The organism is Cellulophaga baltica (genome assembly GCF_900102165.1).
GTDB lineage: Bacteria > Bacteroidota > Bacteroidia > Flavobacteriales > Flavobacteriaceae > Cellulophaga > Cellulophaga baltica.
The window spans coordinates 69,039-83,580 of the sequence record NZ_FNBD01000013.1 but is presented as its reverse complement, the minus strand read 5'-3'; the positions used below and the strand labels follow the sequence as shown (position 1 = coordinate 83,580).

Genomic DNA, 14,542 nt, shown 5'->3' with positions numbered 1-14,542 from the left:
ATTTAAATTTCTTTAAACGATATGAAACATTTCGTTCAGTTTTCTGATTTGCTCCGGCCTTCCTAATACAATTACCTTACTTTTTGGCTGCAGTTGCAAATCTGCTTCAGGATTAATTATATAGTCGCCTTCTGGCGATATATACCCTATAATTGTACAGCCTGTTTTTCTTCTTAGATCAAGATCACGAAGCGAATTACATTCCATTTGATCTGTAAAATCTTCTATAGAAACCTCTTCTAAGTTAGTGGTATGCCCACCTTCCACAGAAAGCTTGTCCATAAAAGTGATTAAATCTGGCATCACCACCAAAGAGGCCATATGATCCCCACCAATTTTATCTGGCATAATCACTTTATTAGCCCCAGCCAACATTAATTTCTTTTGAGAATTTAATAAAGAGGCTCTACTGATGATAAAAAGATCTTTATTTAATTGTCTTGAAGATAGCACTACAAATAAATTGGTAGCATCATCCGGCAAAGCAGTAATTAAAAACTTTGCGCGGTCTATTCCCGCTTCCATCAATATTTCATCGTCATTGGCATCGCCTTCAATAAAAAGTATATTTTCTTCAAAACGTTCAATAATTTCTTTATCCTTTTCTATAATTACAAACGGGCGCTTATAAGCTTTTAAACGTTCTGCTGCTTGCGTACCATTTCTGCCGTAACCACAAACAATAACATGATCTGTAAGACTATTAATTTTAGATTTCACTTTTTTCTTTTTTAATATTTGAAGCGAATTTCTACCTAAAACATATTCGGTTATTACCGAAATCGCAAAGGCAAATATAAAAACGCTCGAAACAATTAATGATATGGTAAAAAATTTAGATTGCGCATCCAATGGTCGTACTTCAGAAAACCCTACGGTGGTTACCGTAATTATGGTCATGTAAATAGCATCTACCCAATCATAATTTGAAATATAACGATATCCTAGTATTCCAAACAGCAACACAGCTGTCATTAAAAATATTGCTAAATATATTTTAGATCTAAAAAGTCTAAGCATAAGTTACAGATCAAAGACTGACGTTCTCTTGGTGTATATTAAATCTTTAATTTTTAACCAAAAGGCTACAAATAAATATAAGGCGAAACCAAAACCAAGGGTTACAAAGGTTAAATAAATAAAAGATGTTCTCACTACACGAATACGAATTCCTAAACGTTCCGCAATACGCCTACATACTTCAAAACCATGTTTTTGAAAAAAGTATAATAATTGATATAAGAAATTCATCTGTTAAAATTAGTCATTTCCTTTTAATAAACTATTACCTACTGCACATTGCAAGCATTTATTTTTCAAACAATAATTAGTATACAATTGCAGCAAAGACTGACTTTCCATAGCATTATGAGCCGAGATTTTGAGATTATTAAAAGTTTCTATAATCGAATTATCTTCTTTTTTGATACCTATTATAATAGGTATTAAATTACTTTCAATCTCTTTTCCATGGTATTGCGCATGACAGAACTTAAGTGGCAATATCGTATTTATAATCAAAAGATCTATAAATTTCTTAGTAAGTTTCTTTTTACTTTTTTTAGATTCTTTTGCAAACGTATAATGGGTATCCCAATACTCACTGGCCGATACGCTGAATATACCGTAAAGTTCTTCTATGGAAGTGGCATCTATAAGCCGACGAAATAAGTTATTTTGCCCTGCGTATAAATTTGAAAATTGTGACAATCTAATGGTTGGAAAATTGGGTGGTCTCAATTTAAAAAATGCAGGCCTTACTGCATTTGAGTCCTCACATTGAAATTTACGCTTCACATACTGATATTCATCTTTTAATTCCCTAAAATAAAGATCTGTATTGTTTTCGTCTAACAAGCCTGCATGACCAAATAACAAACTTTCCAATTGCAAGGTATCTGCTCCTATTTTACGTACAGAAGTGAAATCTACACTTTGAGCCAAACTCAAAAAGGCATCTCCATTTATTTTTAATCCGAAATTTTTTAACAACAGCACAAACAATACTTCTTCCCAATTGTTCTTAGACTTTTTTAAAAGACTTAGAATTAAGGTCGATTTTTCTTCTAATCGCTCAAAATACATCCTGTCTAACCAGTTTTTTAAAACAAAACTATCTAAACCCGAAATTTGCTTTTCACAGTTAATAAAACGTTTTCCACTTTTTGAAAATAGCGCCTCATAAGCTTTAATCAATTTTGGAGATAAATAAGTTTTAAGCGCTAAAGTTGGTATTGGAATATTATCTTTTCTATGAACTGTAGCATCATCTTCCCATACTACATGCAAAATAACCGTATCATAGTTCTCATCTTGTTCGTGGTTATGTGCATACCAATCAGACGATTTTATATGTATCTCTACATTGCCGGCCCATAGTTGACTTCCTATTCTAATTTGGGCATTAAAAAAATCTGGACCTGCAAGATGATTATGAGTTCCTACTTGAACTATTTCAATAGCCTCCCCACCTGTACTTACCAAGTTGGTTATTGGAAGTTTCTTATGTTTCCATATAAAATGCAAAAAGTCTTCGCGCATGTAATCATATCATTAACAAGGCATAAGATAGTAAATAAAAGCAAAAAAGACCGTACTGCTCATATAATCAGCAGTACGATCTTTCCTTTATATAAAATAAGATTCTAGGTAATTTTATAGGATTTACTCAACAACCTCACCTTCCCAATTCATGAAACCACCTAATAAATTATAAGCATTTTCAAATCCTACACTATTCATGATAGCACATGCTTGTCCGCTTCTTGCACCAGAACGACAATACACATAGTAACTTTTATTTTTGTCTAGTTTTTCAATTTCATCTAAAAAACCTTGCCCTAAATGAATATCTATATTCGTAGCTTCTGGAATGTAACCGCCTTCTACCTCTTCAGGTGTACGCACATCTAAAATAAAAGCATTGTCATCATTATATAGTTGCGCTACCCATTCTTCTTGTGATAAATCTGCCATTTCTTTATGTATTTTTAAGTTCTCCAAAAATAGTGCATTATTTAAATAAAACCTTACACTAAGTTTAGAGATTCAAATTTTCCATTCAAAATAGCATCAGGTTGGGTAAGTAACCAATCTTTTAATAAAGACGCATATATATTTCTAAAATCTACTTTATATTTTATGTCGCCGTTACTATCTAAATCAACAAGATTTGCTGGAGCATTATACATTCCAGGTTTTTTCAACTTATCGCCGAGCAAAAAAACTAAGTTAGCCGCACCATGATCTGTACCATTAGCTGCATTTTGCTTTAATCGCCTGCCAAATTCTGAAAATACCAAAACAACAGTATCTTTTAAAGCTCCAGTTGCTTTTAAATCATTAATAAAAGTATGTATTCCTGTAGAAAAAACTTCTAACAATCTTTTTTGCGAATTTACCTGGTTAGCATGCGTATCAAACCCACCTAAACTGGCATAATATAATTGTGTCTCTAAACCTGAACTTATAAACTCCGAAATAGTCTTCAATTGTTTACCAAAAGAGTTCTGTGGATATTCTGCTTTAGAGTCATACAATTTTGTTTTTTCATAGATATACTTGGCTGAAGATTTTGCATCGATGACAGTCTTGTATAAATAACCCAAATTATGTTCACTCAAATGTGCATCTTTATAATTATTTAATACAGCACCAAAGTAAGGATCTTGTGTAGTTTTAAAGAATAATTTAGCATCTTTAGTAGCGATACCATTTATGTGTTCCCCTTTCATTAAAAGAGATAAAGTATCGTCAACTTCTATAGCTCCAAGTTGCGATTTTGATACTGTATCTAAATACCTACCAATCCAGCCTGCTTTCAAAAATTCATTTGATGAACTTGCTGTTTGCCAAATATCTGTAGCTCTAAAATGAGAACGACTTGGATTAGGATATCCAACATCATTGATAACGCTAACCAAACCTTCATCATACAATGTTTTAAAATCTTTTAAACTTTCATGTAAACCTAACTCATCGCTCACGGAAAGCAATTGATTTTTTTGTTGTCCTATCGTTCCCCTATTTTTAAAGTAAATATCATTATTAAACTGTACCAAGGTATTTAGACCGTCATTACCTCCTGATAATTGAAGGATAACCAATTTCTTATTTCCGTCAACTTTAAGTTGCGATGATTCGAATGCCTTTAAAAAATTAGGCACAAATAAAACACTACTAGCTAGACTACTGTTTCTTATAAAATCTCTACGTTTCATATTTTAAATGTTTTAACTTAATTGATATTCGGGTAGTGACATTAATTGGATACAATATTCTTGTTTATCAACTTGTTCTAAGTTTTTTAAAAATTCTTTAGTGCCATTATTAATAGGGCAGCGAATTAATAAATCTGTTATATCTTGATAGGTTAGTAAATTAAAATTCTTTGTAAATTGATTCCAATCTACAGTAACATTCAATTTTCTATTTAGGTTACTTTGTTTATTAAACTCTTCAAAGCTATCTTCAAACTCGCCTTTAACATCAAAAGCAATTACCCCGTTTTTCAATAATACCGAAGGCAACTTCAATCTAACCATCATAGTATTTGCATCTATCCAACCTCTACCTTTTGGCCAACCTGCAACATTTGGCGGTTCAATTAAAAGCTGACCCAATAAGCGTTCAACATATACTAACTGTTTATCATTATTAAACGACACCGGCACTACCTTTTTTAAGCCCACAAGCAAATCTATAGGTGATTTAATTTTACTACCCAAATTTTCTTGATTATAAAACCAATCTGATAGAAATACGAATTTCATTAATTCTTTAATATCATAATTAACGTAAAACACTTTTACCATTTCCGCTATGTGAGCTTCATTTATCGTGTCGTTAACAAAATACTGATAGATTTTCTTGCAAATAAAATACGCGCACTCTGGTTGCTCTAGAATGATATCTACTATAGCTTCTCCATCAAAATTTCCTGTTTTCCCTAAAAATGTTTTTTCATCATCATCATGAAGTTTTTTACGGTTTACAAAGTGCCCATTAAATGTATGTCCCCAGCCTGTAAATGCACGAGCCGACTCCTTAATATCTGCCTCTTTATATAAGGTGGCTTCACCTAACGTAAAAAGCTCCATTAATTCTCTAGCAAAATTTTCATTTGGGCTCCCTTTTTTATTCTGCTGATTATTCAAATAATCTAACATAGCAGATTCTTGCGTAACTACTAAAAGGAGCTTTCTAAAATTACCCAAAGCATTTTCTCGAAGCGTATTATTAAATTTTTGATAAAAAATGATATTTCTAGAACGAACCACAAAATGAGTTGCCCAAAACAATGTCATGCGCTCCCTAAACGCAGCATCAGAAGTAGCCATACGGTCTAACCACAAAGAATTAAACTCAATAGTTTTACTTCTACTCTCTTGAATTAGATGTCTTAACTTTTTACGGTCGTTTCTTTCGGAATAATTTTCTAAAAATTCATCTAATTCTGGTGTTTCAACCTTAAGTTTTTCAATTTTATCTGAAGCAGCAAACAAGTCTTGTACTACTTCAATTCTAGATCTATTCTCCTCTTTTTTATATTTTGACGGAGTCATTCCAAATGCAGCCCTTTGATACACGTGTAATATATCTTCTTTTTTCACTATCTCAAGTATTTATATATCTAAGATACGCATTTAACGAAAAGGTTTAGTTTATACACAAATTCTTCTCAGAATCACCTAAAAAAATTAACATTTCATTAAATATTTAATTAAATTTAAATCTTACATTTGTATATACAATTATTGTACAGACATGAATGTAGAAGCGATCATAAAAACAGAAAAAGAAATTCCTTTACGCCAAAGGACTCTTATTCATTTAAATCTAGTAAGTAATAAGGTAACAGAGGTTACTACAAATAAGCTAAAACCTTTTGATGTTTCGCTTCAGCAATTTAATGTTTTAAGAATTTTAAGAGGTCAAAAAGGTAAAGCTGCCAATTTGAGTACACTTAATGACCGTATGGTTACTAAAATGAGCAATACCACTAGACTTGTTGATAAGCTTATTACTAAAGGGTATGTATTACGTACTGCTTGTGAAAGCAACCGCAGAAAAGTAGAGATTTACATTACGGAATCAGGTTTAGACGCTTTATTGCAAATGGATAAAGCAATGCAAAGTGCAGACGAGACTATCCTTGAGAAATTTACAAACGAAGACTTAATAGTATTGAACAAATTATTTGATAAATTTTAAAATAACACATGAACAATTATATTGACAACTTAAACTGGCGTTACGCCACCAAAAAATTTGATGCTACAAAAAAGGTTTCAAAAGAAGATTTTGAAACTATATTAGAAGCCGCATCCTTAACAGCATCTTCTTATGGGCTACAACCGTATAAAATACTTGTAATAGAAGATCCTGCTATACGGGAACAATTAAAACCATTTGCTTGGGGACAATCTCAAATTACGGATGCTACCTATTTAATAGCTTTTGTGCACCACACCACCTTTAATGAAGAATTAATAGATACTCATTTACAGGATATAAGTGAGATAAGAGGTATTCCTTCTGAAGCACTAGCAGGGTATTCAGATTTCATGAAATCTAAACTAATTTCTTTATCTGACGAAACTAAAGCTGTCTGGGCAGCTAAACAAACTTATATTGCACTAGGAAATGTATTATCTGCTGCGGCTGATCTAAAAATTGACACTTGCCCAATGGAGGGTTTTGAGCCTGCTGAGTTCAATAAAATTTTAGGCTTAGACGCTCAAAATTTAAACACTTCTTTACTGGTAACCATTGGATACCGAGCAGAAGATGATGACACACAGCATTATAAAAAAGTTAGAAAATCTAAAGAAAAATTAATTCAATACATATAAACAACAATTACTAATTACTAAATTTTTAAAACATGAAAAAAAATATTTTAAGTGCCGTATTTGCAATCGTAATAGCTACCGCTGCAACAGCAGGAGTAAACCCAATAGATGGTGAAAAGAAAACCGTTAAAACAACAGAGAGTACTGTAACTTGGAAAGGGTACAAATTTGCAGGATCTCATGAAGGTAAGATTGCTTTGCAGTCCGGAGAACTTCTATTTGACGGTGATAAATTAACAGGAGGTGAGTTTGTTGTAGATATGGCAAGTATTACGGTTGGCGATTTAGCTGCTGGTCAAGGAAAAGAAAAATTAGAAGGCCACCTAAAAGCTGATGATTTTTTTGGAACAGAAAACTACGCAACATCAAAATTAGTTTTTACGAGCGTAAAAGCAACAGGTAAAAATTCTTATGATGTTACTGGAGATTTAACGATTAAAGGCATTACAAAAGCAGTTAGTTTTGACATCTCTGTATACGGTAGCAAAGCAACAGCTACTTTAAAAGTAGATAGAACTAACTATGATATACATTATGGTTCTACAAATTTCACAGATACTTTAAAGGATAAAGCTATTTATGATGAATTTGACTTAGTGGTTGATTTACAGTTCTAATTCACTAAAAAAAATAACAAAACCCCATTGTACTGTTAATTCGTATAATGGGGTTTATTTTTTTACACAATGCTGTTTGAAATCTTAAAAATGATTTCTATCTTTGGAGTCAATGAAAAATTTAACTGTAAATACTTGGTGGTGGAATAACTTACGAAAAAACGCGTGAGCATAGCACCATTGTATTCAATTTATATAAGGCTTGTCATCACGACAAGCCTTACTTATTTTATAGCATTAAGATGACGTACAAACTACATACCCATTACAAAAAAATACTTGCTGATACCATTACACCAGTAAGCGTATACCTAAAAATTCGCGATCGCTTTCCTAACAGTATACTACTAGAAGGAAGTGATTACCATGCTAATGACAACAGTTTCTCTTATATCTGCTGCAATCCTATTGCGTCTATTAAAGTTGAAAACGAAATTATTACCCAGCAGTTCCCAGATGGTAAGGTTGAAGAAATAGCTATTGATGCTTCTACGGATGTAGTAAGTATCATTGAAAATTACAGCAAGCGATTTATTGCCGATGAGAACGATTTTAAATTTATTGACAACGGCCTCTTTGGTTATATGGCATATGATGCGGTTCGGTACTTTGAGGATGTAAAGGTTTCTAAAAAAGAAAACTCTGTTGCTATCCCAGATATCTACTATGCGGTATACAAAAATATCATCGCTATAAATCATTTTAAAAATGAAGCGTATATTTTTTCTAACTGTTATGAGTCTGAAAATAACGTATCTGAAATAGAGCAGATATTAAATGTAAAGAATTTTGCTTCTTATAACTTTACCTTAGATGGTGCAGTTGCTTCAAATTTAGAAGACGATGATTTTAAAGAACATGTAAAACTAGCTAAAAAGCACTGCCAAAGAGGAGATGTTTTTCAATTGGTATTATCACGTCGTTTTTCCCAAGGGTTTAAAGGCGATGAATTTAATGTATATAGAGCACTGCGCTCTATCAATCCATCACCGTACTTATTCTATTTTGATTATGGCGATTTTAAAATATTCGGAAGTTCTCCCGAAGCACAATTAGTCGTTAAAGATGGTGCTGCAGAAATTCATCCTATTGCAGGTACATTTAAACGTACCGGAGATGATGAAAAAGATGCGATTATCGCAAAAGAATTGACGGAGGATGACAAAGAAAATAGCGAGCATGTAATGCTTGTAGATTTAGCACGTAATGATTTGAGTCGTAATGGAAATATGGTGAGAGTAACCAACTACCGCGAAGTACAATTCTTTTCGCATGTTATTCATCTAGTATCTAAAGTCGTGGGACAAAAGAAAAAAGACATCCCTACAATGAAAGTAGTTGCAGATACTTTCCCCGCAGGTACCCTGAGTGGTGCGCCAAAACATATGGCCATGCAATTGATAGAAAAATACGAAAAAACAAGCAGAGGTTATTATGGTGGTGCAATAGGTTTTATGGATTTTAACGGAAATTTTAATCATGCCATTATGATTAGGACCTTCCTTAGTAAAAACCATCACTTACATTACCAAGCTGGAGCAGGTATTGTTGCTGCCTCTAACCCTGAAGACGAATTACAAGAGACCTATAATAAACTTGGTGCTTTAACAAAAGCACTTGAAATTGCTGAGACCATATAATCATGAAGAAAATTTTAGTTATAGACAATTACGATAGCTTCACCTATAATCTAGTTCATTACTTAGAAGACCTAGATTGCGAAGTGATTGTAAAAAGAAACGATCAACTTTCTTTAGAAGAGGTTGATGCTTTTGAATACATTGTTCTTTCTCCAGGACCAGGAATCCCTGAAGAGGCAGGTTTATTAAAAGAGATTATTAGAACCTACGCTCCTACAAAGAAAATTTTTGGCGTGTGCTTAGGACAACAAGCGATAGCCGAAGTCTTCGGTGGATCATTAATTAACCTTGAGCAGGTATACCACGGTATTGCTACGCCTATTTCTATCACACAAGAAGATGCTCTTTTTAAAGATTTACCGACAGAAATAAAAGTGGGTCGCTACCATTCTTGGGTCGTAAACCCTAAAGATTTACCCAACTCTTTGATTGCTACATCTATTGATGTAAACGGACAAATTATGTCATTGCGCCATTCTACATATGATGTATCCGCAGTACAATTTCATCCAGAGTCTGTATTAACTCCTGACGGGAAAAAGATATTACAGAACTGGTTATTATCTTAAGCTAGAAAAGAAACACATAATTTTAGGAGGACCAAAAAATAAAGTAATAACACACTAAAAACCGTCCTAGTTTGGAGCGGTAAAGAGGCGATTATGAAAGATATATTAAACAGACTAATTAACCACGATGTACTGTCTAAAGCAGATGCAAAGCAGGTATTGGTTAACATTGCAAAAGGAGATTACAACACCAGCCAGATTGCTGCTTTTTTAACGGTATATATGATGCGAAGTGTCACTATAGAAGAACTAGAAGGCTTTCGTGATGCCTTGCTAGAGCTTTGTTTAGCGGTAGATTTATCTGCCTATAATCCAGTAGACTTATGCGGTACTGGTGGTGATGGTAAAGATACTTTTAACATCTCTACACTAGCTTCTTTCGTTACTGCAGGTGCTGGTATAAAAGTGACCAAACATGGTAATTATGGTGTGTCTTCAAAATGCGGAAGCAGTAATGTCATGGAATTTCTAGGCATCAAATTTAGTAGTGATGCTGGTTTTTTAGAAAAAAGTATTGATGAGGCCGGAATTTGCGTTTTACACGCTCCCCTATTTCACCCAGCCATGAAAAACGTAGCTCCCATCCGAAAAGAACTAGCGGTTAAAACATTTTTCAATATGTTAGGACCTATGGTAAACCCTGCCTTCCCAAAGAACCAAATGGTAGGTGTTTTTAATCTAGAACTCGCTAGAATGTATGGATACCTTTATCAGAATACCGATAAAAATTTCACTGTACTTCATGCCTTAGATGGGTATGATGAAATTTCACTAACCGGAAATACAAAAACTATATCCAACACTACAGAAAGCATGCTTAAGCCTTCAGATTTTGGCGTGCGTGCTGTTACCATGCAAGAAATTGCAGGGGGAGAAAGTATTGAAGCATCTGCTCAAATATTTTTAAATATTTTGCAAGGAAAAGGCACAGAAGCTCAAATTAATGTGGTGTGTGCTAATGCCGGAATGGCCATTGCTACGGTTGACCGTTTAACGCCTATGCAAGGTTTTGAAAGAGCAAAAGAATCATTAGTAAGCGGAAAAGGATTAGCCGCTTTAAAAAAACTACAAGCATTGAGCGCCTTATAAAGAATAAGATGAACATATTAGATAAAATAGTAATAGACAAACGCAAAGAGGTAATCCTTAGAAAGTCTTTAATTCCAATAAAGCAATTAGAGCAATCGGTTTTATTTGACAGACCTGAAAATTCTCTAGCAATTGCCTTACGCAATAGTGCCTCTGGCATCATTGCAGAACACAAAAGAAGATCGCCTTCTAAATCAGAAATTAATCAAAGTTTAAATGTGCAAGATGTTGCTACAGGCTATGAAGACGCAGGAGTGTGTGGCATGTCTGTTTTAACCGATGCCAAATATTTTGGTGGTTCGCTAGATGATCTTCTCATTGCAAGAGCAGCTACTAAGTTTCCATTATTGCGTAAAGAATTTATCATTGATGAATACCAACTTTTAGAAGCAAAAGCATACGGGGCAGATGTAATTTTATTGATTGCTGCTATATTATCTAAAGAAGAAATTAAAAATCTTTCTGAGTTTGCAAAAAGCCTAAAACTAAATGTGCTATTAGAGGTTCATAATGAAAAAGAGTTACAGAAATCTATCATGCCAAGCTTAGATATGTTAGGCGTAAACAATAGAAATTTAAAGACGTTTGACGTAAGCCTTGAAACCAGTAAAGCACTTTCTACCTTAATTCCTGATGATTTTGTAAAAGTTTCTGAAAGCGGAATTAGTTCTATTGCTGCTATTCAAGATTTGAAAAACTATGGATACCAAGGTTTTTTAATTGGTGAAAATTTTATGAAAACGGATGCTCCTGGAGCTCATGCCAAAAAATTTATTGAACAATTAGAAGCGAAATAATATAAAAATGACGGCAGATAAATACACCATATCAGACAACACACCGACCACTTTAGAGCATCATCATCTAAAGTTAAAAATTTGCGGGATGAAATTTAATACCGCTAATGTTGCTGCGTTGCAACCTGATTATTTAGGATTTATCTTTTGGGAACCTTCTAAAAGAAATTTTGAAGGCCCACTGGAAGCAATTCCACATCACATTAAAAAAGTGGGGGTATTTGTTGATGCTACTATCGAAGAAATTTCTCGTAAAGTTGAAGATTATAAGTTACTGGCTGTGCAGCTTCATGGTCATGAATCTCCTGAATTTTGCGAAGCATTAAAAGCAAAAATTAGCACCATTCAAATCATTAAAGTTTTCTCTATCAAAGACGAATTTAATTTTGAAGCTTTAGAAGCCTATGAAGAGGTCGCAGATTTCTTTTTATTTGACACCAAAGGAAAACTTCCAGGAGGAAATGGCTATACTTTTAATTGGAATGTATTGAATAACTACCCTTCTAAAAAACCCTATTTTCTAAGTGGCGGTATTGGTCTTGAAGAAATAAGTAAACTAGAAGCCTTTTTAAAGATACCCGCTTCAAAATATTGCCATGCTATAGATGTTAATAGCAAATTTGAGACATCACCTGGCCTTAAGGACATAGACCGCTTAGAACAATTGATAAAAAATTTGAAAAAGAACTAAAATACAAAGAAATCTTAAGCCTTCTTTATCGACAAAAAAGAGAATACTTTTTATTTCTTACTAAATACTAATTCATATGAATTATAACGCAACTGAAAAAGGATACTACGGAGAATTTGGCGGAGCATACATCCCAGAGATGCTATACCCTAACGTGGAAGAGTTACGCCAGAACTATTTGAAAGTAATGGTTGAACCAGACTTTAAAAAAGAATTTGATCAGCTATTAAAAGATTATGTCGGCAGACCATCGCCGTTATATTTCGCTAAACGCCTTTCTGAAAAATACAATACGAAAGTATATTTAAAGCGTGAAGACCTGAACCATACTGGAGCTCACAAAGTAAATAATACAATAGGCCAAATATTAATGGCTAAGCGTCTTAAAAAAACTAGGATTATTGCTGAAACTGGCGCCGGGCAACACGGAGTAGCAACCGCTACCGTTTGTGCATTAATGGGCATGAAATGCGTGGTATATATGGGGGAAATAGATATTGCACGCCAAGCACCCAACGTAGCACGTATGAAAATGTTAGGTGCCGAAGTTAGGCCCGCTTTATCTGGCAGTAGAACTCTAAAGGATGCTACCAACGAAGCAATTCGTGATTGGATCAATAATCCAGTAGACACCCATTATATTATTGGTTCTGCTATAGGTCCGCACCCATACCCTGATATGGTCACGCGCTTTCAATCTATTATTTCTGAAGAAATAAAATGGCAGTTAAAAGAAAAAGAAGGTCGTGAAAATCCTGATTATGTTGTAGCTTGTATAGGTGGCGGCAGTAATGCTGCAGGTACATATTATCATTTTTTACATGAACCAGAAGTTGGTATTATTGCAGTAGAAGCTGCTGGTAAAGGTGTGAATTCTGGCGAGAGCGCTGCAACTTCAGCTTTAGGAAAAGAAGGTGTCATCCATGGTTGCAAAACCTTATTAATGCAAACTAATGACGGACAAATTACAGAACCGTATTCTATCTCCGCAGGATTAGATTATCCAGGAGTTGGCCCCTTACATGCTCACCTGTATACCTCTGGTCGCGGAGAATTTTATTCTGCTACAGATGATGAAGCTATGAATTCTGGCTTAGAATTAACGCAATTAGAAGGTATTATTCCTGCTATAGAAACCAGTCATGCTTTAGCCATCTTTAAACACAAAACTTTTAAACCAGACGATGTGGTGGTAATTAGTTTATCTGGTCGTGGAGATAAAGATTTAGATAATTATATAAAATATTTCAATTTGTAAAAAAATAGTATCAATGAATAGAATAAATCAAAAAATGCAAGAGGATAAAAAACTCTTGTCTATATATTTTACTGCAGGATACCCTTCTTTAAATGATACCGTAAAAGTGATTCAAGATTTAGAGGCCAATGGTATTGATATGATTGAAATAGGATTACCTTTTAGTGATCCTCTGGCAGATGGACCCACTATTCAAAACAGTTCTACAGCTGCATTGAAAAATGGGATGACCACAAATATTCTTTTTGAGCAATTGAAAGACATCCGGAAATCGGTTTCCATTCCCTTAATCTTAATGGGCTATTTTAACCCAATGTTGCAGTACGGTGTAGAAGCCTTTTGTAAGAAATGCGCAGAAATAGGAATTGATGGGTTAATAATGCCCGATCTTCCATTAGATGTATATCAAGACGAGTATGAAGCTATTTTCAAGAAATATGATTTAAAAAATATCTTCCTAATTACGCCGCAAACAAGTGATGCCCGCATTCTACAAATTGATGCCGCTTCTGATGCCTTTATTTATATGGTGAGTACCGCAAGTGTTACAGGATCAAAGTCTGGCTTTGGTGAAGAACAAACTACCTATTTTAATCGTATTGCTGCTATGAACCTTAAAAATCCTCAGATAGTAGGTTTCGGGATTAATAACTCAAGTACTTTTAAGCAAGCTACAACACACGCTAAAGGTGCTATTATTGGCTCTGCCTTTATAAAGCATCTTACAGAACATGGCGTAGCTACTATTCCTGAGTTTGTGAAGGAAATTAGATAGCTAATAGCATGAAAGAATTTTTAAACAGCTGGAAGCTAATTTTATTAGCATGTTTTACATTAGGTTTAGCTCCGTTTTTCCCTGAACCACATCTATGGGGTAAATTAAAATGGATTGCTGGCGGAGCTACAGGAATGAATTTTCAGGACTGGTTTGATGTACTCTTACACGGTTTTCCTTTTTTACTTTTACTACGATTAATGGTGGTGAAGCTATGGAAGAAACAGGACGTTAAATAAAGCTGTTTTCTGA

Annotated in this window: 17 protein-coding genes; 11 read left to right on the top strand and 6 right to left on the bottom strand. The window is 34.0% G+C overall.

Annotated features, from left to right (window positions below; translation table 11 throughout):
- Positions 1-12: 12 nt before the first annotated feature.
- The 6 genes from BLQ19_RS17980 to BLQ19_RS17955 all read right to left on the bottom strand — a co-directional run bounded on the left by BLQ19_RS17980 (position 13) and on the right by BLQ19_RS17955 (position 5,612).
- Positions 13-1,020, bottom strand: coding sequence for a potassium channel family protein (locus tag BLQ19_RS17980; RefSeq protein WP_024481568.1), 1,008 nt, complete (start codon positions 1,018-1,020; stop codon positions 13-15).
- Between the two features lie 3 nt (positions 1,021-1,023).
- A complete protein-coding gene (locus tag BLQ19_RS17975; protein ID WP_025615752.1) occupies positions 1,024-1,251 on the bottom strand; it encodes a PspC family transcriptional regulator in 228 nt (75 codons plus the stop codon).
- A 9-nt stretch (positions 1,252-1,260) separates the two neighbouring features.
- Positions 1,261-2,541, bottom strand: a complete 1,281-nt coding sequence (locus BLQ19_RS17970) for a DUF2851 family protein (RefSeq protein WP_074539258.1) — start codon at positions 2,539-2,541, stop codon at positions 1,261-1,263.
- A gap of 123 nt (positions 2,542-2,664) precedes the next feature.
- The gene (locus BLQ19_RS17965; protein ID WP_074539257.1) at positions 2,665-2,976 is read right to left on the bottom strand and encodes a rhodanese-like domain-containing protein; all 312 of its coding nucleotides are present in this window, start codon (positions 2,974-2,976) and stop codon (positions 2,665-2,667) included.
- Between the two features lie 53 nt (positions 2,977-3,029).
- Positions 3,030-4,220: a DUF1501 domain-containing protein gene (locus tag BLQ19_RS17960; protein ID WP_074539256.1), complete on the bottom strand. Its 1,191-nt coding sequence runs from the start codon at positions 4,218-4,220 to the stop codon at positions 3,030-3,032.
- Between the two features lie 12 nt (positions 4,221-4,232).
- A complete protein-coding gene (locus BLQ19_RS17955; protein WP_074539255.1) occupies positions 4,233-5,612 on the bottom strand; it encodes a DUF1800 domain-containing protein in 1,380 nt (459 codons plus the stop codon).
- Positions 5,613-5,766: 154 nt separating this feature from the next.
- Between BLQ19_RS17955 and BLQ19_RS17950 the strand changes: the two genes are divergently transcribed.
- From BLQ19_RS17950 to BLQ19_RS17900, 11 genes are all read left to right on the top strand, one after another.
- Positions 5,767-6,213 carry a MarR family winged helix-turn-helix transcriptional regulator gene (locus BLQ19_RS17950; RefSeq protein ID WP_074539254.1) on the top strand — a complete coding sequence of 149 codons (447 nt, stop codon included), beginning with the start codon at positions 5,767-5,769 and terminating at the stop codon, positions 6,211-6,213.
- An 8-nt stretch (positions 6,214-6,221) separates the two neighbouring features.
- Entirely contained in the window at positions 6,222-6,854 is a 633-nt protein-coding gene (locus BLQ19_RS17945) for an NAD(P)H-dependent oxidoreductase (RefSeq protein WP_074539253.1), read from the top strand.
- A gap of 32 nt (positions 6,855-6,886) precedes the next feature.
- On the top strand, positions 6,887-7,471 hold the full coding sequence (locus tag BLQ19_RS17940; protein ID WP_024481575.1) for a YceI family protein: 585 nt from the start codon (positions 6,887-6,889) through the stop codon (positions 7,469-7,471).
- 242 nt (positions 7,472-7,713) lie between these two features.
- Positions 7,714-9,111, top strand: coding sequence for an anthranilate synthase component I family protein (locus BLQ19_RS17935; RefSeq protein WP_074539252.1), 1,398 nt, complete (start codon positions 7,714-7,716; stop codon positions 9,109-9,111).
- Positions 9,112-9,113: 2 nt separating this feature from the next.
- Complete coding sequence (locus tag BLQ19_RS17930; protein ID WP_034668131.1) at positions 9,114-9,680, top strand: anthranilate synthase component II; 567 nt, start codon at positions 9,114-9,116, stop codon at positions 9,678-9,680.
- A gap of 93 nt (positions 9,681-9,773) precedes the next feature.
- Positions 9,774-10,769: an anthranilate phosphoribosyltransferase gene (gene trpD / locus BLQ19_RS17925; protein ID WP_074539251.1), complete on the top strand. Its 996-nt coding sequence runs from the start codon at positions 9,774-9,776 to the stop codon at positions 10,767-10,769.
- Between the two features lie 8 nt (positions 10,770-10,777).
- Positions 10,778-11,566, top strand: coding sequence for an indole-3-glycerol phosphate synthase TrpC (gene trpC / locus BLQ19_RS17920; RefSeq protein WP_074539250.1), 789 nt, complete (start codon positions 10,778-10,780; stop codon positions 11,564-11,566).
- 7 nt (positions 11,567-11,573) lie between these two features.
- Entirely contained in the window at positions 11,574-12,257 is a 684-nt protein-coding gene (locus BLQ19_RS17915) for a phosphoribosylanthranilate isomerase (protein WP_074539249.1), read from the top strand.
- Between the two features lie 76 nt (positions 12,258-12,333).
- Positions 12,334-13,515: a tryptophan synthase subunit beta gene (trpB, locus tag BLQ19_RS17910; RefSeq protein WP_074539248.1), complete on the top strand. Its 1,182-nt coding sequence runs from the start codon at positions 12,334-12,336 to the stop codon at positions 13,513-13,515.
- 13 nt (positions 13,516-13,528) lie between these two features.
- Positions 13,529-14,290 carry a tryptophan synthase subunit alpha gene (gene trpA / locus BLQ19_RS17905; RefSeq protein ID WP_025615762.1) on the top strand — a complete coding sequence of 254 codons (762 nt, stop codon included), beginning with the start codon at positions 13,529-13,531 and terminating at the stop codon, positions 14,288-14,290.
- Between the two features lie 8 nt (positions 14,291-14,298).
- Positions 14,299-14,529 carry a hypothetical protein gene (locus tag BLQ19_RS17900; protein ID WP_025615763.1) on the top strand — a complete coding sequence of 77 codons (231 nt, stop codon included), beginning with the start codon at positions 14,299-14,301 and terminating at the stop codon, positions 14,527-14,529.
- Positions 14,530-14,542: the final 13 nt, after the last annotated feature.